General features: G+C 75.9%; 9 protein-coding genes and 1 pseudogene. 6 read left to right on the top strand and 4 right to left on the bottom strand.

Going from position 1 to position 18,053, the window contains the following annotated elements; all coding sequences use genetic code 11:
• The first annotated feature begins 386 nt into the window (after positions 1 to 386).
• Together SCA03_RS04925 and SCA03_RS04920 are read left to right on the top strand one after the other, a co-directional pair.
• The gene (locus tag SCA03_RS04925; protein WP_086815627.1) at positions 387 to 1,925 is read left to right on the top strand and encodes an MFS transporter; all 1,539 of its coding nucleotides are present in this window, start codon (positions 387 to 389) and stop codon (positions 1,923 to 1,925) included.
• Positions 1,926 to 1,985: 60 nt separating this feature from the next.
• Complete coding sequence (locus tag SCA03_RS04920) at positions 1,986 to 3,032, top strand: polyprenyl synthetase family protein (RefSeq protein WP_230988483.1); 1,047 nt, start codon at positions 1,986 to 1,988, stop codon at positions 3,030 to 3,032.
• Positions 3,033 to 3,226: 194 nt separating this feature from the next.
• Here SCA03_RS04920 and SCA03_RS04915 read toward each other — a convergent pair whose 3' ends face one another.
• Positions 3,227 to 4,213: a DMT family transporter gene (locus tag SCA03_RS04915; protein WP_230988482.1), complete on the bottom strand. Its 987-nt coding sequence runs from the start codon at positions 4,211 to 4,213 to the stop codon at positions 3,227 to 3,229.
• Positions 4,214 to 4,287: 74 nt separating this feature from the next.
• Between SCA03_RS04915 and SCA03_RS04910 the strand changes: the two genes are divergently transcribed.
• Positions 4,288 to 5,205 (top strand): LysR family transcriptional regulator, encoded by a 918-nt coding sequence (locus SCA03_RS04910; protein WP_141275222.1) that lies wholly within the window; start codon positions 4,288 to 4,290, stop codon positions 5,203 to 5,205.
• Positions 5,206 to 5,313: 108 nt separating this feature from the next.
• Here the strand turns inward: SCA03_RS04910 and SCA03_RS35670 are convergent, their stop codons facing one another.
• The 3 genes and pseudogenes from SCA03_RS35670 to SCA03_RS04895 form a co-directional block, all read right to left on the bottom strand.
• Positions 5,314 to 8,379, bottom strand: a complete 3,066-nt coding sequence (locus SCA03_RS35670) for a molybdopterin-dependent oxidoreductase (RefSeq protein ID WP_230988481.1) — start codon at positions 8,377 to 8,379, stop codon at positions 5,314 to 5,316.
• Positions 8,376 to 9,237, bottom strand: a pseudogene (locus SCA03_RS04900) (FAD binding domain-containing protein). Before SCA03_RS04900 ends, SCA03_RS35670 begins: the two are co-directional and overlap by 4 nt.
• A 251-nt stretch (positions 9,238 to 9,488) precedes the next feature.
• Positions 9,489 to 10,628 carry a serine hydrolase domain-containing protein gene (locus tag SCA03_RS04895; protein ID WP_086815774.1) on the bottom strand — a complete coding sequence of 380 codons (1,140 nt, stop codon included), beginning with the start codon at positions 10,626 to 10,628 and terminating at the stop codon, positions 9,489 to 9,491.
• 421 nt (positions 10,629 to 11,049) lie between these two features.
• Between SCA03_RS04895 and SCA03_RS04890 the strand changes: the two genes are divergently transcribed.
• From SCA03_RS04890 to SCA03_RS04880, 3 genes are all read left to right on the top strand, one after another.
• Positions 11,050 to 11,583, top strand: a complete 534-nt coding sequence (locus SCA03_RS04890; protein ID WP_174864480.1) for a hypothetical protein — start codon at positions 11,050 to 11,052, stop codon at positions 11,581 to 11,583.
• A gap of 127 nt (positions 11,584 to 11,710) precedes the next feature.
• Positions 11,711 to 15,538: a tetratricopeptide repeat protein gene (locus tag SCA03_RS04885; RefSeq protein ID WP_141275221.1), complete on the top strand. Its 3,828-nt coding sequence runs from the start codon at positions 11,711 to 11,713 to the stop codon at positions 15,536 to 15,538.
• Entirely contained in the window at positions 15,535 to 18,009 is a 2,475-nt protein-coding gene (locus tag SCA03_RS04880) for a CHAT domain-containing protein (RefSeq protein WP_086815770.1), read from the top strand. Before SCA03_RS04885 ends, SCA03_RS04880 begins: the two co-directional genes overlap by 4 nt.
• The last annotated feature ends 44 nt before the right edge of the window (positions 18,010 to 18,053 follow it).

Genomic DNA, 18,053 nt, shown 5'->3' with positions numbered 1-18,053 from the left:
CCATTCACTCATACGAATGGTCACGGCCCGGGACGGACATCCACCCTTCTGACCTGCGTCTGACGCCCCGGCGCCGCCTCCGGCCCGGTCGGCGCCGGGATTTTCCGGAGCCGCGCGGTGAACTTTCCGCCGCACCGCGGGAATTGTGCCGCCCGGTCGGCTACGGACGGGCATTCCCTGCCGTGCGCCCGGCGCGAATTCCCGCTTCACGGCGGACCACCCGGCGCCTCCCGCACCGCTGTGCCGCGTGCCCGTGCGGGCCCGGCGGCCCGGCCGGACCCGGGCCGTCGGCGCCGAGGTCGCGCCGAGTTGCGCCGAGAGGATCCGAACAGGAGACTTACACTCTCCGCGGTTGATCGCACACGAAGAGCGAGGGAAGGGGCGTTGTGCGTAAGCGACCGGCGCTCGCCGTCGTGCTCTCCGGCACCTTCCTCGCCAACCTCGATGTGTTCATCGTGGTCGTGGCCGTGCCCGCCATCGAGCGCGGACTCCACGCGAACGAGGGACAGCAGCAACTCGTCCTGGCCGGATACCAGTTGGTGTACGGCCTGGGCCTCGTCGCGGGCGGCCGCCTCGGAGACCACGTCGGCGCGTTCCGTATCTTCGGCATCGGCACCGCGCTGTTCACGGCGGCCTCGCTCGGCTGCGGCCTCGCCCCCACCGCCGGGGCCCTCGTGGCGGCCCGTCTGGTGCAGGGGCTGGGCACGGCGCTGGTCGTCCCGCAGGCGTACCGCACGGCGCAGACCCTCTTCGCGGGCGATGCCCGTCGCCAGGCGTTCGCGCTGACCGGCGCCGTGATGGGCAGCGGTGCCGTCTGCGGCCAACTGCTCGGCGGCTGGCTGCTGGCGGCCGACGTCCTCGGGCTCGGCTGGCGCGCCGTCTTCCTCGTCAACGTGCCGGTGGGCGTCGCCGCGCTGGCCGCGCTGCCCTGGGTCACCGGCACCCCACGCCGGCCCCGGCAGCCCGGCCACGGCCCGCTTCCGGAACCGGGACCGAAGCCGGAACGGGCAGGCGGACGGGGGCCCGAGGCGGAACCGGAACGGGGCCCGGGCCGGCGGTCCGCCGGGCCGCGCGTCCGGCTGGATCTGCCGGGCACCGCACTGGCCGCCCTCGCCCTCGGGCTCGTCACCGCGCCGCTGGTGACCGCCGGGGAGTCGGGGCCGCCCTGGTGGACCGTGCCGTGCGCGGTCGTCTCGCTGCCGGCCGCCGTCCTGTTCCTGCGCCACGAGCGCGCCGTGCAGCGGCGGGGCGGCGACCCGCTGCTGCCGCCGCATCTGCTGCGCCTGCCCGGTTTCCGGCCGGGCCTGGCGCTGGTGGCCCTGGTCAACAGCGGGCTCGGCGCGTTCATCCTGATCCTGGGGCTGCTGCTGCAACGCGGCCTGCGGCAGGGGCCCTGGGAGACGGGCCTGGGCATGCTCCCGACGGCCGGCGCGTTCGTCGTCACCTCGCTGCTGGGCCCGCGGCTGCCGGTGGCGCCGTTCCGGCTGCTGTGCGGGGCGGCGCTGCTGTCCACGGCCGGGTACCTGGGCTGCGTGGTGAGCGCCGTACGCGGGGACCTGCCCTGGCTGCTCGTCGGCCTGGGGGTGTCGGGCGCGGGCCTGGGGCTGTTCGTGACCCCGTCCCTCGCCGTCACCCTGCGGACGGTGCCGGCCCGGTTGTCGGGGGCGGCGTCGGGGGTGCTGTCCACGGTGCAGCAGCTCGCCGCCGCGCTCGGCGTGTGCGTGTTCGGCACGCTCTTCTTCGCGCTGGTGCACTCCGGGACGGGCCACCCGGGCGCGTTCGCGGCGGTGACGGCAGCGATCGCGACGACCACCGCGGCCGGCGGCGTCCTGGCCGCCGTCCTCCGGCCCGCCGCACCGTCCCCGGAAGCGGCCGCGCCGGCCGCCGCCGGGGAGGGTGCCGGCCGCCCGGAGGCCACTCACTGACACGGGGGCCGGCGGACGCGTCCGGCAACACCCCCGCGCGACAAGCGACTTGGAGACCACGTGACGACCAACCCGGTGCACTCCCTGACGCCGCGACGCCTCCCCGAGGCGGACGTGACCGCCGTCTTCCCCCGGGTCGACCGGTACCTCGACGAACTCCTGGCCGACTACGGCCCCGAGTACGTCCATCTGCGCTTCCCGCTGCGGCAGCTCATCGACCGCGGCCGCGGCACACCGCACGAGTTCTCGCTGCCGCTGCTGGTGCACGCGGCGCTGGACGGCGATCCCGGGCCCGCCGTCCCGATCGCCGCCGTGCACGCCCTGTGGTGGCGCGCGGCCAACGCCTTCGACGACGTCGCGGACGGCGACGCCGGGCCCGAGCTGTACGGCATGCCCAGCGGCACCGCGCTGACGGCCGCGCTCGAATGCGGGTACGCGCTGCCGCTGCGAGCGCTGGCCGGTATGCCCGTGCCCGAGCCGCAGCGCCGGCAGCTGGTCCGTGACTATCTGGAGGGGTGGACGGCGGCCAGCAACGGGCAGATCGGCGATCTCCTCAACGAGCCGTCCCGGGTGGACCCGGACGCGGTGCTCGGCGTCTACCGGCACAAGAGCGGCGCCGTGTACGCCATGGCCTGCGCAATGGCGGCCCGGCTGGCCACCGGCGAGGACGGCGCCCAGGACCCGCCCGGGCCGGTGGCCGAGTGGGGCCGGTTCGGCCAGGTGCTCGGCATGCTGGCGCAGTTGCGCAACGACGAGGACGACCTGCGCAGCGGCACGTTCGACGACCTCCGCAACGGCACCGCCACCTATCTGCTCGTCCACCTGCTGAACTCGGCGCCCGCCGACCGGCGTTCCCGGGCGCTGGAGCTGCTGGAGAAGGCCGCGGAGTGCCCGGCGAGCCGCGAGGAGCTGCACGGTCTGATGCGCTCCCCCGATGTCCAGCGCCCCTACCACGCCTATGTGGCCTCCCTGCACCAGGAGGCCCACACCCTGCTCGACACCCTGGCCCCGTCCTGCCCGTTCGGCGCTGCACTGCGGGACCGGGTGGACGCCGAGGTGTGCTTCCTGCCCGGCCAGCAGACGCACACCGCCCACCGCCCCGGCTGAGTCGTCCTCGAAGCGTCTTCGGAGTGTCTTCGAAGACCCGCCCGCGCCCCGGGGCTTCCGGGGCCGGCCGGACGCCCGCGGCCCCGGTCGGTCATCGCGAGGGCGGCACGCGCGGGCGGGGCGGTGGCGGGGGGACGTGCCCGACGCCGGGAGGGCATCCCCGGCAGGCCGCCGGCCGCCGGGGACGCCCGTGGTCAGCTTCCCTTGCCGGGCCGCCGGCCGGCCACCGGGACGGTGCGTCCGCCGGACGCTCTCCGGCCGGCGGCACGCCCCTGGTACCAGACGGCCGCGACGACGAGGACACAGCCGGACGCCTGGGTGAGGGTGGGGCGTTCGCCGATCAGAAGGCCCAGGCCGAAGGCCATGACGGGCTGGAGGAGCAGCAGTGCCGCGCCGGTCGCGGGGGCCAGCCCGGGCAGTGCCGAGGTGATGAACAGCCAGGCCAGCACCTGCCCGATGAAGGCGAGCGCGGCGAGCCAGCCCCAGGCGGGCCAGCCCGGGTCGAGGTCGATGCCGGTCCACAGGCCGCCCAGGATCCCGGCGGCAGCGGCGGCCGCCGCCGTGGAGACGCACACCGGTGCCACGGAGTGCCGTTGTCCGCCGCCGAGCCGCATGAGCAGGAGGTATCCCGCGTAGGCCAGTCCGGCGGCGGCGCCGTACACCACACCGGCGACGGCGTCGCTGCCGGGCTGGGCGTGCCCGATCGCGCCGCCGGCCAGTGCGACGCCCAGCAGCATGACCGGCGCCAGCAGCACGAACCGGCGGTCCAGCCGGACGCCGGAGACCAGCCGGGCGAGCAGCGGGAAGAAGACGACTTGGATGTTGAGCAGCACCGTGGCGACGGCGGCGCCGACGTTGAGGACGCTCGCCGCCCAGAAGACCATGTCGAGGCCGAGCAGAACGCCCGCGCCGATGTCCATCAGCAGATAGCGGCCGGGACGCGGGCCGGCGCGGCGTACCTCGCGCCAGGTGAGCGGGGCGAGAAGGACGAGGGCGAGGGCGCAGCGGAGGAAGGCGGCGGTGCCCGCGTTGGTGCCGGACAGCTTCATGAAGACGGCCGAGGCGGAGATGCAGGCGGAACCGGCGACGGCCATCGGCACCGGGCGGCCCCGGCGTGCGGGCGCCGGTGTGCTCGCGTCGGCTCTGGCGGACGCCGCGGCCGAACTGTTCTTCAGGGACATGGTGTTCACCGTGCCCGGAGCGAACCGGAAGGAAAAGCAACAGGTTCGAGCCATGATTCGGTAGCTTTCGTTGTGTGTTCAGCATCGACCGGCTGCGTGCCCTGTCCGCCGTCGCGGCCCACGGCTCCATCGCCCGCGCCGCTGAAGCCCTGCACATCACCCCCTCCGGGCTGTCGCAGAAGCTCGCCAAGCTGGAGCGCGAGGCAGGCCGCCGGCTGCTCGAACCGCACGGCCGCAGCATCCGGATCACCCACGCCGGGCGTGTGCTCGCCGGGCACGCGGACCGTCTCCTGGACCAGCTGTCGGCGGCGGAGGCCGATCTCGCCGACCTCGCCGACGAGGTCCTCGGCCCACTGCGCCTGGGCGGGGTGGGCAGCGCCGTCCGTACCCTGCTGCCCGGCGCACTCGACGCGCTGACCGCCGCGCATCCCCGGCTGCGGCCGACCGTGACGGACGGGGAGGCCGTGGATCTGCTGCCGCGGCTGCTGAGCGGGGAGCTGGATCTGCTGCTCATCGAGAGCTGGACCAACCGGCCGGTGTTCCTGCCCGCGGGGCCGGCGCTGCGCACCCTCGTCCGGGAGGAGGTGTGGGTGGCGCTCTCCGGCCGTCATCCCCTCGCGGACCGCCCGGAGATCGACCTCGCCGATCTGCGCGACACCCCGTGGGCCAGCTGCCCGCCGGGCACCGAGCCGTACGAGGCGCTGGTCCAGGCGCTGCGCGCACGCGGCCTCGAACCGGATGTGCGCTTCGCGCTGACCGAGCACCTCACCCAGCTCGCGATGGTCGAACGGAACCTGGCCGCCGCGCTGGTGCCCACGATGTCCCGCACGCCCGCCCCGCCCGGGGTGCGCTTCGTGCGGCTGCGGCCGGGGCTGCGCCGGGAGATCAAGGCGGCCTGGCCGGCCGGCCACGAGAACCCTCCGGTGCGTGCCTGTGTCGCCGCCGTCGAGCAGGCGGCCGCGGCACGGGACGAGGACGGGGACGCGCCCTGACCGCGCGGGCCGTTCGCGCCCCGTCAGGTGCCGGCCCGCTCCCCGGCTGCCAGCCGCTGCGGGCACTCTCCGTGGCGAGCGTCGACGGCCCGCCGCGCCCGGCCTCGCTCAGCCGGGCCGCGGGGCGTCGGGGGCTGACGGGGGTGCGTCGCCCGCTGCGTCGCGCAGCGCCAGCCACACCCGGTCGCGGGTGAGCGGAAGCCGGGTGAAGCGGATGCCGGTCGCCTCGCGGACAGCGTTGGCCAGGGCCGGGGCGACCGGGTTGAAGGGGCTCTCGCTCATCGACTTGGCACCGAGCGGGCCGATCGCGTCGGCGGTGCGCACGAAGTGGACCTCGGTGTGCGGAAAGTCGCCGTAGGCGGGCAACCGGTACCGGCGGAAGGAGTCGGTGCTCACCCTGCCCGCCTCGTCCAGGCGCACCTGCTCGAAGAGCGCGGCACCGAGCGCCTGCGCGACGCCGCCCTCCACCTGGCCGCGGCACTGGAGCGGGTTCACGACGGTGCCCGCGTCGGCCGCGTGCACGCTGCGCAGGATGCGGATCTCGCCGGTGCCGGGGTCGACGGCGACGCGGAACCACTGGACGTCGAAGGCCACCGAGCGCGGCGTACCGCCGAAGTGGCCCTCCGCGACGAGCTGCCCGCCCTCGGACCGCGCCTGCGCATACAGCTCCGCGAGCGGCACCCGGCGCCTCCCCGGCTCCGGCTCCCCCTCGGCCCCGCCCGCTTCCGCTCTCCCTCCTCTCCCTCCTCCCCTTTCCCTCCCTTCCACCGCGTCCGCTCCGGCGGCCCCGACCGTCCCGGCCGCCGGGTCCGTCTCGGCTGTCCCGGCCGCTGCGACGGCCTCGACCGCCGCGTCGACGAGCCGGCAGGCGTCCGCCTCGACGCCGAGGTACGCGGCCGCGTGCTCCAGCAGCGTGCGGGCCAGGGCTCGGGAGGCGCGGAGTGTCGCCTTGCCCGCCACGACGGTCCCGGTGGCGCCGAAGGCCCCGGTGTCGTGCGGGACGAGGTCGGTGTCGGACCGGCGGACGTGGATCCGCTCGGCCGTGGTGCCCAGCTCCCCGGCGGCGATCTGCTGATGGACGGTGGTGGTGCCGTTGCCGAACTCGGCCGTGCCGACGGCCAGATCGAAGCTGCCGTCCGGCAGCAGCGACACCCGTACATCGGCGAGATGGCCGCCGGGCGGGCTCGTGGCCATCATCGACAGCGCGGCACCGGCACCGGTCAGCCAGCCTTCGGGGACGTCCTCGGCGGGCGGTTCGGCCTGCGCCGCCCGGACGAGGTCCAGACAGCGGTCCAGACCGTAGCTGCCGATGTGCAGATCCTCCCCGCCGGTCGCGGCGTCCAGGGCCTCACCGGCGCGGACGATGTTCTTCTCCCGCAGCACGAGCGGGTCCGTGCCCAGCCGCACGGCCAGTTCGTCCAGGACGGACTCCACGGCGAAGACCGCCTGGCCCAGCCCGTATCCGCGGAAGGCGCCGGAGGGCACGGTGTGGGTGTAGACGGCGTAGCCGTCGGCCTTCTTGTTCGGGCAGCGGTAGACGGAGAGCGACTCCCCGCAGGCGTGGTGGAGCACGCCTGCCGCGTGGTTGCCGTAGGCGCCGGTGTCGGAGACCGCGTGCAACCGGAGCGCGGTCAGGGTGCCGTCCCGCCGGGCGCCGGCCTTGACGGTGACGGTGAACGGATGGCGGGTGGTGGCGCCGTGGAACTCCTCGGCGCGGGTGTACTCCAGCTTCACCGGACGCCGGAGGCGCAGCACGGCCAGGGCCACGATGTCCTCGACGAGCATCTCCTGCTTGCCGCCGAAGCCGCCGCCGACGCGTCCGGCGACGACGCGCACCCGCTCCGGCGGCAGTCCGAACAGTGTGCACAGGGCGCGCCGGGTGAGGAACGGGGCCTGGGTGCTGGAGCGCACCGTGAGCCGCTCGGTACCGCCCCGGCTCGCGCCCACGCCCACGCCCCCGTCCGCCGCGGCCCCACCGGCCGTACCGGGCGTACTGCCGCGACCGACACCGGTCCGCTCGGCCGTACCGGTCCCGTCGACGGCGCCGGCGGCGCCCGCAACACCCACCTCCCCTTCCCCGGTCCTCTCCAGCCAGCCGACGGCGCCGTGCGTCTCCAGGGCGGCGTGCTGCACCCGCTGGGTACGGAACGTCTCCTCGTACACGATGTCGGCCTCGGCGAACCCCGCGGCGACATCGCCGCATTCGCCGTGCACCTCGGCGGCGATGTTCCGCTCCGGCCGGGCGATGCCGGAGCGTGCGGCATCCTTGGCATGGACCACCGGAGCGCCCGGCCGCAGTGCCTCCTCGGGGTCCAGGACGCACGGCAGCACCTCGTAGCCGACCTCGATCCGGCGGCAGCCCTCCTCCGCCGCCCCCTCCGACTCGGCGACGACCGCCGCGACCCGCTGGCCCACATGGCGCACGACGTCGTCCAGCAGGCGCGTGTCGTCGGGGTCCTCCTCGGGGTGTTCGTGGCACGCGGTCGAGTAGGGCTTCCCGGGCACATCGCGGTCGCGGTGGGTGAAGACCGCGACGACCCCGGGCACCCGCAGCGCTGCCGAGGTGTCGATACCGGTGATGCGGGCGTGTGCGTGCGGGGAGCGCAGCAGCTTCATGTGCAGCAGTCCCGGTACGTCGACGTCGAAGGTGTAGCGGGCGGTGCCGGTGACCACCCGGGGCCCCGCGGGGGCGGGCAGGCTGCGGCCGACGGCGGCGCCTTCGGCGGGCGTCCCGGTGTGCCGGACGCCGCGTACCGCGTCCTCGACGGCCCGGTAGCCGGTGCAGCGGCACAGGTTGCCCTTCAACGCCCGGGGAAGGTCGGCCAGTTGGTCCTCGTCGAGTGCGGCCGCGGTCATCAGGAATCCGGCCGTGCAGAAGCCGCACTGGAAGCCCTGCGCGTCCAGGAAGCGCTGCTGCACGGGGTGCAGCCCACCGTCGGCGCCGGCCAGCCCCTCCACCGTGGTGACGCTGCGCCCCCGCGCCCGGACGGCCGGGTACAGACAGCTGTGCACCGGCTCACCGTCCACGTGCACCGTGCACGCGCCGCAGTCCCCGGCGTCGCAGCCCTTCTTCACGCCGAACCAGCCGCGCTCGCGCAGATAGGTGCGCAGACACTGGCCGGGGCGCGGTTCCGCCGTGCACCGGCGGCCGTTGACGTCGATCCGGTAGCTCATCGGGTGCCGCCCCTCCCGGCGCTGCCGGCTCCGCGCCCGCTGCCGCCGCCGGTCAGCTCCCGGCACACCTCCTCCGCCTGCCGCAGCGCCATGTGCCGCCGCCAGGCGGGGAGGCCGTGGATGTCGTCGAACCAGTCCCGCTCCCCCATCGCTGAGCCGACGGCCCGGCGCAGCTCAGCGGCCGAGGGCGGCTGCGGGAACCGGAACCGGTACGGGCGTACCGTCGCCGCGGTGACCGTGACCCGCAGCGAGGCGTCCCACGGGTCGAGCACCCCGATGACCAGCGACGCGGAGCGGCCCAGCCCGTACAGCGACGCCTGCCGGAAGGCGGTGCGGGCGGCGAGGGCACGCGCGGGCAGGGTGACGGAGCGCAGCAGCTCCCCCTCCTCCAGCACCGTGCGGCCCGCCCCGGTGACGAAGCCGGCCGCGGGCACACGGCGCCGGGTTCCGTCCTGCGCGCGGAGGAGGCAGACGCCGTCGAGGGCCGCGGTGAGAGAGATCATCGGGCCGGCGGGCAGGCCGTTGCACAGATTGCCGCCGACGGTCGCCATGTTCCAGACCTTGAAGGACGCCAGGAAGGCCCGGCAGCACTGCTCGAACAGCGGGGCCGCCGGGGCCGGGCTGTGCCGCGCGTAGCGGGACAGCTGTGCGACGGTGCAGGTCGCCGCGATCTCCAGCGAGCCGTCCGGCAGTTCGCGCAGCGGCTCCCAGCCCATCCGGCTCAGATCGAGCAACCGGCGTACGTGCGGCTGCGGTTCGGAGAACAGGGAGGTTCCGCCGCCGAGCCAGGCGTCGCCGGGACGCCAGGGGGGGCCGGGCACGCGGATCGCACACCTCCAGCACCGTGTCGAGATCCACGTCGCGCCTCCCGCTCCCGGCGTGCCCGGGTCGTCGTAGCCGTTGCTCGGAGGCTCAGTGAAGCAATGCGCACGGGCCCGGGACGGCTGATCCACCGCACGGAATGTCGCGGCCGGGGCGCCCCACCGGAACCGGATGACCGGTCAGGAGCCCGAGCGGGCGCTCACCTTGCGTGCACCGCGCTCACCCCGAATCCACCGCACATCCGCCGCCTGAACGGGGGCCGGGACCGACGGCCCCGCACACCGCCGTCATGGGGTGAGCGCTTCGTAGACGGCGCGTACGTAGGTCTCGGCACGGTCGGAGCCGAGCACTCCGGGAGCCATCCGGTTCATCATGTAGGCGATGGTGAGGCGTCGGCTCACGTCCATCACGACCAGTGACCCGCCCCAGCCGCCCCAGAAACAGACGCGGTCCTCGGGGATGTAGGGCAGGGTGCCCGGGTGCGGGAGGGCATAGCCGATCCCCCAGCGCAGGGGGATGCCGAGGGACAGATCGGTACCGCGGGCCTGTTCCCGGAAGACGAGATCGACGGTGGCGGGCGACAGCAGCCGGCGCCCGTCCATCTCGCCGCCCCGGGAGATCACCGACAGTGCCCGGGCCATCGAGCGGGCGTTGGAGTGCCCGTTGACGGCACCGAGTTCGGCGCGGCGCCAGGCGGGGGTACCGGCCGCTTCGACGGTGCCGGGCGAGCCGAGCAGCGCCTTGTACGCGGGTCCGTCGGGGTCGAGAGCGGTGAGGTCGAGCCCCGAGGGCGGCGGAGCCAGCTCGGCTGTCCGCGGCCAGTCCGCCTCCCGCGCGCCGATGTGCAGGTCGACGCCGAGCGGACGGGCCATCTCCTCGTCGACGAACTGTCTGAGGGAGCCTCCGGTGACGCGCCGGACGAGTTCTCCGATCAGCTGGCCCTGGGTCTGGAGGTGGTAGCCGGAGGCCGTGCCCGGCTTCCACCAGGGCGTCTGGGCGGCGAGCCGGGAGCTGGCCGTCGACCAGTCGTACAGGTCCTCGATGCCGAACGGCTGCTCCCAGCCCGACAGCCCGGAGGTGTGGGCCAGCACATGGCGGACCTCGATGTCCTGTTTCCCGCCCGCGGCGAACTCCGGCCAGTAGTCCGCCACCGGAGCGTGGACGTCGAGGGCGCCGCGGTCGACCAGCATCAGTGCCGCGAGGCTGGTGACGGTCTTGGTCGAGGACCACATGTTCACCAAGGTGTCGCGGGTCCAGGGCCGGGTCCGCGCCCGGTCGGCGAAGCCGCCCCACAGGTCGACCTCAAGGACGCCGTCGACATCGACGGCGAGCGACGCGCCGAGTTCCTCACCCGAGGCGAGGTGGTCGCGAAACGCCGCGCCGACCGCCCTGAAGCGGTCGCTGCACACTCCGTCTGTCTCCGTCATGTCGCCTTCTCTCGCACTTGTCGTCCGGTACGAGCCGGGTCCGGCCAGGCCGCTCGTGGGATCGGTGGGCTCGGGAACGCCCCGAGCGCCGACACCGGACACGCTAAAACCTGACACCGGCGTCAGGGGCAAGCCGGACGGGTGCACGCCAGGCCGCGGGCAGCGCGCCCCCGCGCCCGTACCGGCGCCCGCACTCCACCCGCGTCGCCCGTCGAACGGACTTCCCGAACCGCGGCATCGGCATCGGTGTCGGCATCGGCAGCACCGACGACCACGGCGCCTCCTCCCGTGCAATCGACCCGGCTGCGCCGGGACGTCAACGCCCAACTCCCGTTCCCCGTACGCTGAATGGCCACGACAGCCGTGACGGCCGTGAGGGTGCGGCGGCGCGACGAGGTGTACGGGAGAAGGGTGGTCCGCGATGGCCGGTGGTCCCGCAGTGGCGCGCGCCGAGATGCTGCTGAGCCGGGAGGTGTCCGAGGAACGGCGCGCGGACGCGGTCGGAGAACTGGTCCGGCGCGGCTACGAGGTGCGCGACCGCCGGGTACTGGCGCACCGGGGCCCTGCCGAGCTCCAGTGGGCGGTCCTCGTCGCACTGCCTCTGCACGCGTTCCTCACCGGCCTGGGCACCGAGGCGGTGAAGGACGCCTACGAGGGGCTGCGGCGGCTGGCGGGGCGCACGGTGCGCCGGGGCGGTGCGGACGACGAACGGCCGGGCGCCGACGGGCCGGACGGTGCGGACGAGGGCCGTCCGCTGGTGCTCCAGGACGAGCGGACCGGGTTGCGGATCGTCCTCGAAGCGGATCTGCCGCGCGCGGCATACGAACAGTTGCTGGGCTTGGAATTGTCGCGGTTCCGGCACGGCCCGTTGCACTACGATCGGGCCCGGCGACGCTGGCGGTCGGAGCTCGACGAGGCCGCGGGCCGGGACGACGCCGGACCGTCAACGGCCTGACTCCGTACGGGCGTTCGCCGCGAATCGGGGGCTATGGGCGTTGGGACCTGAGACGGAGCCGGGCCGAGCACATCCCGGGACCACGGAAGACCGCGCGGCGGACGCGCGTACCGCGGAACCCCGCGTGGTGGAAACGCGTACTGCCGAGCCCTGCGCCGCGGCAGCACGCACCGCCGAGCCCCGCGCGACGGAAGTCCGGGCGGTGGAGGGCGACCCGGTGGAGGGCGGGGCCGACGAAGCCGGGGGCGTGGAGCGCTGCGCGGTGGGAGGCGGGAGCGCGGCGTGCCGTGCCGTCGACGAAGGGGAAGCCGCGCTCGCCCGCGGTCGACCGGCGGAAGCGGAGCGGGAGTTCGGCCGCGCGCTGGGCGGCCCCGCGCCCGTCGCCTGCCGGGCCCGGGTGGGCCTGGGACGGGTACGGCTGAAGGAGCGCGCGCCCGGTGCCGCGGCTGCGGCTGCCGAGGAGTTCGACCGTGCGCGGCAGCTGTGCCCCGAAGCGTGGGAGCCCTGGTACTGGTCGGGGTGTGCCGCCGCGCACGAGGGCGCCTACGCACGTGCCGAGTCGCATCTGTCGACCGCGCTGGAGCGCACACGCGGCACCGTCGCACCGGGCCCGCCGCCGGGACAGGGCGAGGGGCACGCGGAACGGGAACGCCGGACCCGCGCGCAACGGGGCCTCGTCCGCGTACGGCTGGGACGGAACGCGGACGCCCGCGACGACCTGCGGTGGGCCGCCGCGCACGGCCCGCTGCATGACGATGACCAACTCGTCCTCGCCCGGCTGGAGTTGGAGAACGAGCGCTGGCAGGCCGCCGCCGACTCCCTGCACGGCCGGGTGCGCGACCGCCCGGAGGGCCTCGTCCTGCTGGCGTACGCGCGGGAGCGGCAGGGCCGATTCGAGGAGGCCCTGGACGCGTACACCCGGGCCCTGGACGGCGGGGACGACGGCGACCGCACGCTCTACCGGCACGGCCTCGTCGCCCACCGGCTGGGCCGCCACCGCCTCGCCCACCGCTCCTGGCAGACCCTCCGTCTGCGCCACCCGGACCGCGCGGACCTGGCGCGGCTCGCCGCGTGCGCACGCTACGCGAACGCCCGTGCCCTGGTGCGCCGCAAGGAGTTCGGGGACGCCGTCGAGGAACTCGTGCGCTGCACACCGTGGTGGCCGCCGGGCACCCTGGACGAGGCCGTCACCGAGCTGCGGCTGTACGCCGTCTGGCAGTTGGCGGTCCGTGGGGAACCCGGCGCCCGGGCACACGCACGCCGCCACCTGGAGGACGTACGGGCACGTCGGCCGCGGGACCACCGGGGCCATTCCTACGCGGCGCGGCTGGAGTTCACGGCCGGTGCCCACGCTCGGGCGGCGCAGCTGTGGTCCGAGGCGCTCCGGCTGCACCCGGACGACGGCGTACGGTTCCGCCACGCACTCGCCCTGTGCCGGTACCGTTCCGGCGAACACGTGGCGGCCGAGCGCGAGTTGGAGCTGCTGTGCGCGCCCGGCCGACCCGTCGGCGCGGACCCGCCCGGCACGGCGGAGGCGGCGCTCGCGCTGGCCGCGCTGCGGGTCCGGGACGGCCGGTGGGGAGAGGCGGCCGACACGCTCGCGCCGCTGGCGCCGGGCACCCCGCGCGACGAACTGCTCGCCGAATGCCGGTACCGGGCAGGGCGGCGCGCCGCCGCTGACATCGCCCCGGGGCCGTGGCGGGCGGTGGCCCACGCCCGGGCCGGACACCTCACCGAGGCGCTCAACCGTCTCGACGGGACGGACACGCCCGGCAGGCCGGAACGCGAACTGGCCCTGCTGCTGTGCAAGGCCGGACTGACGGCGCTGAGGGGACGGACGGCACGCCCCCGAGCCACGGACACCGACGGCCCGGACGTCCCCGGTCCGGACGGCTCCGGCTCGGACGGCTCCGGCCCCGACGGCCCCGGGCGGGACGGTCCCAGCCCGAACTCCCCCGGTGCGGGCGGCCCCGGCCGGGACGGCACGGCACACGGCGGCCGGCACGACAGCGGCACGCCCCGGTGGGAGCGGGCCGCGACCCTGCTGACCACGGCGTACCTCCTCTTCCCCGCCCTGGAGAGCCCCGAGGGCGGGCCCGAACCCGGGCCCGAGTCCGGGCCGGGCCGGGCGGTCGACGGCCCCGCCGGGGCACACCACACTCCGAACGCCTCCGGTTCCGACTCCGCCGCCGGTTCCGGTTCCGCTCTCGGTCCGTACTCCCGCTCCGGCTCCGGGAGCCCGGGGCACCGCCCCGCTCCCACCGACGCGGGCACGGCCGTGCCCCGGGGCTCCGTCGTCCCCGGCCCGCTCCGAGCCGTCGTCCTGGCCATGAGCGGCCGACGGGAAGCCGCCGCCGAGCTGCTCGCCGACTGTGTGCGCCGCGCGCCGACGGACCCGGAACTCAACCATCTCTACGCCGTCGTCCTGCTCAACGCGCTCCGCGCGGGCGGCTCGGGCGACACGGACGACGCGGACGGAGCGGCAGCGGGACCGGCCGCGGACCTCGGCGAGCGGTGCGCCGCCGCGTGGGCGGCACTGCTGCACGACGACACGTTCTGGGAGCGCTTCCGCACCGACGCCGAACGCCGGTACGCGACCGAGATACCCACCACACTGCTCGGCCAACTCCGCGAGTATGCCCGGGACTTGGTGACCTCTCTCCTCCCGGAACCGGAACCGGAACCGGAGCCGGACGACGGGCCCCTGGCCGGAGGCGCTCCCCCGCGCGGGGACACGGCCGACCACGCGAGGACGAACCCGGGCACGGACGCCCCTACGAGCACGAGCCCGGAGACACACGGAAGCCCGGACGCGCGCACCGGCACCGGCACAAGTGCTCCCGCGCATACGGACACAGGCGCAGGAACAGGTGCAGGGACCGGGGCGGGCCCCGTGTCTGCCGTCTTGCGGAGCGAGTGCGGGGGTGCCGAGGCGTTGGCGGCGGTCGGAGGATTTCCGGTCCCCGGTGGTGGCGTTCTGGTGTGCGGTCCGCTGCGCATCGTCGAGCTGGGACTGGAGCGGGAGTTCGGGGCGTTCGTCGCCGCGCTGGATGACGCGTCGGCGGGGCGGCGGCTGCGGCAGGCGTTCTCGCGGCTGGGCACCGTCCAGGGTTCGCCGGGCGGGGTGGCCGCGCCCCGGGTGGATCTGCGCTGTGTGCCCTGCCGGGTGTCGGGGGCCGGGAGCCCGGTGCGGGGGACCGACGGCCGGGAGGTGCCGGACGGGCCGCTGGTGTGCGCCGCGGGCTGCGGCCACTTCGCTCGGGCGAACCCCGGTTACGCCGGGTGGCCCGACGGGGCGCGGCTGCTGGCCGGGGACGCGCTCGCCCTGGCGCTCGACACGCTGCTCGACGAGGGCCGTGCCGCCCTGTCGGCGGCCGAGCCGGACGCGCGTGCCGCGTGGCACTCCTGGCGCAGGGCCTTCGTCCTCAGCAGGGCGCTGGGCCGCTACCGCGAGACCCAACGGGCCGTCGTGGAGCTGGCGTTGGGTTCGGCAACGGCGCTGCGCGGGGCCCGGCGGGCGGATGTCGCGGTGGCGGTGCTGGAGGCCGCGTACGCGATCGTCGGCGCCAACGACCGGGACCGGCTGGAGGGCAGGCTCGCGCTGGCCCTCACGGACCGGGGCATCGCCTCCGCGAACGCCGTGCTGGCGGGCGGCGCGCAGGCGTTGCGCGCGGCGGGCCCCGAGCGGCTGGAGCCGGCGGTGGCCGATCTGGGCCGGGCCGTCACGCTCAACCCGCATCTGTACCGGGCGCAGTTGAGCCTGGGCAGGCTGCTGCACGTGCTGGCCGTCCAGCGGCGGCGGGCGGGCAGCGCCCGGGCGGGGGTGCGCACGCTGCGCGAGGCGGTCGCGCGGCTGGACGCGGCGCTGGGCCGGCTCCCGGGCGATGCCGCGCTGGCCGGGCTGCGCGACGAGGTGCGGGCGGATCTCGACTCCGGCTGGGAGGACGGCGGATGACGCTCCAGGAGTACGAGGAGCTGCGGGTCAGGGCGTGCCCGGTGGGTGCGTCCCGCTATCTGCTGACCGCCTCGGGGCCCGCCTCGGCCGCCGAGGTGCGCCGGCTGGACGAGGCGGGGGCGGCGGGGTGTGCGGCGCGCTGGGAGAAGCTCGTCGAGGTGGAGTCGGGGCTGGCGCCGACCGGGGGCAGGGACACCGTGGTGGGTGTGCGGGAGCTGGGGCGGGAGGTGCACGGGCTGCTGTTCGGCGGTGCGCTGGGCCCCTGCCTGGAGCAGGCCGTGGAGCGGGTGAAGGGGCTTCGGACGCCGCGCCGGCTGCGGGTGCGGTTCGAACTGCCGCCGAGGATGCGGCAGTTGCCGGTGGAGGCGCTGTGCGCCCCGCCGCAGGAGCCGATGCAGGACATGGCGCTCAATCCGGAGCTGTCGCTGGTGCGTTCGCTGCCCGGGCAGCCGCCGTGGGGCCGGCTGCCCGGCCCGGAGTCGCCGCCGAGCCGTACCCGGCTGGTGGTGGCCGTCGCCTCGCCGGAGGCGGCGGATCTGCCGCCGCTGCACGCGGAGCCGGAGGTGGCGGCGTTGCTGCGGGGGCTGCCGGATGTGGCCTTCGAGGTGACCGTGCTGGAGCACGCGAGCCGGCGTTCGCTGGAGCGTGAGCTGGTGTCCGGCCCGGCGCTGCCCACCGCCGTCCTGCTGATCGCGCACGGTGCCTACGACCACGAGCGGCGGACGGGGCAGCTGTGTCTGGAGGACGACGGCCGCTGCGACTGGATGCCGGCGAGCAGCCTGAGCGGGCTGCTGCTCAGTGCGCCGCAGCTGCGGCTGGTCGCACTCAATGTCTGCTTCGGGGCCGACAGCACCGGCGCGGAGCCGTTCTCGGGGCTGGCGCAGGCACTGATCGGCAACGGGCTGCCGGCGGTGGTGGCGATGCGGGGGCGGGTGACCGGCGTCTCCGCCGGCCGGTTCACACCGGTGCTGTTCGAGCAGCTGGCGGCCAACCGGACGCTCGACGAGGCGGTGGCGGCGGCACGCGGCGGCATGGCGCATCTGCCCGGGCACACGGCGATCGAGTGGGCGACGCCCGCACTGTTCGTGCACGAGGAGTTCCGGCACGGCCGGCTGTTCCGTATGCGGGAGGTGCGCGACAGCCACGAGACGCCCCCGGACCCGGTGCAGGCGGGCGCCCGGGCGGTGCGGCTGGTGGAGAGCGACGACGGCAACGTCACCTCGGCCGATGTGATGGCCGCCGCGCGGCATCTGGGCACGCTGGGCGAGTGGGGCCAGGTGCTGCGGAAGCTGCGTATCGACACCGAGCGCTTCCAGGACGAGCAGCGCCGGATGTGCGAGGAGGCCCGGCTGGAACGGGCCTGGCCGGCGGTGCGGCAGCTGTGCGCGGTGCTGGCGGAGGCGGACGCCGAGGAGGCGGAGCGGCGGCTGGCGCGGCTGGCGGCCGAGCCGCAGGGCGGTCTGCCGGAGAGCTGGGCGGCCTGTCTGCGTGCCGAGGTGGCCGAACTGGGCACGCTGGCCGGGCTGTTCGGGGAGGCCCGCGCGGCGGCCGGGCGTGGCGAGTGGCGTACTGCGCTGGAGCGGTGCGAGGAGGTGCTCGCGGTCCGTCCCGCCGGGTTCGGCGGCGGTGCGGGCGTGACCGGGCTGCGGACCGCGGCCGAGCACCAGGTGCGGATCGACGCGCTGGTGGGTGAGGCGGCGCGGCTGCGTCAGGCGGGCGACTGGGACGCGGCGGAGCGTGTGTACGGGGAGGTGCTCGGTCACCGTCCGGACGACCCGGACCTGCTGGCCGGCGGCGCGTACGCCTCGGGTCGGGCCGCCGAGGCGCGTGGCCACTGGCGGCGCGCGGAGGCGGCGTACGTCCGCTGCCCGGCGGGCCGTCCCGCGTCCGCCGACGCGCCGGCGCGCGCCGCCCTGGTGCGGGGCCGTGCGGCCGCGGACGCGGGTGACTGGGCGGCGGCCTGCGCGGAGTTCGGCGCTGCCGCCCGGCTGGGCCTCGTGGACGCGGGCTGGTCGGGCTATGCGGCGGGCCGGGCGGCGGAGGCCGCGGGGCGGTGGGCGCAGGCCGCCGAGGCGTTCGCACCGCTGCGGGACGACGCCCGCTTCCCGGACGGCACGGCGCGGCTGCTGCTGGCGCGTGGCTGCGCCGCGGCCGTCGAGGCGGACTGGCCGCGGGCGTTGGCGGAGCTGGACGCCGCCGAGTCCCATGGCTGCGCCGTCGAACCGTGGCGGGGCCGGGCCCGTGCGCAGGTGTACGCGCGGGCGGTCGAGGCGGAGTCCGCCGGGGACTGGCCGGGGGCCGCCGGGCTGCTCGCGGCGCTGCCGGACGGGTACCGGGACGTGGCGGCGCGCGCCGCGTACACGGCGGGCCGGCTGGCCGCCGCCGCGGGCGACTGGGAGCGGGCGGCGGAGGCGCACGGGGCACACGGACGCGGAGGCGCGGCGCCGCTACGCGTCGGGCCGGTGCTGTGAGGAGCGCGGGGACTGGGCGGGGGCGGGCGAGCTGTACGCCGCGC

This window comes from Streptomyces cacaoi (assembly GCF_006539165.1).
Classification (GTDB): Bacteria; Actinomycetota; Actinomycetes; order Streptomycetales; family Streptomycetaceae; genus Streptomyces; species Streptomyces cacaoi.
This window is presented reverse-complemented; position numbering and strand designations above follow the sequence as displayed.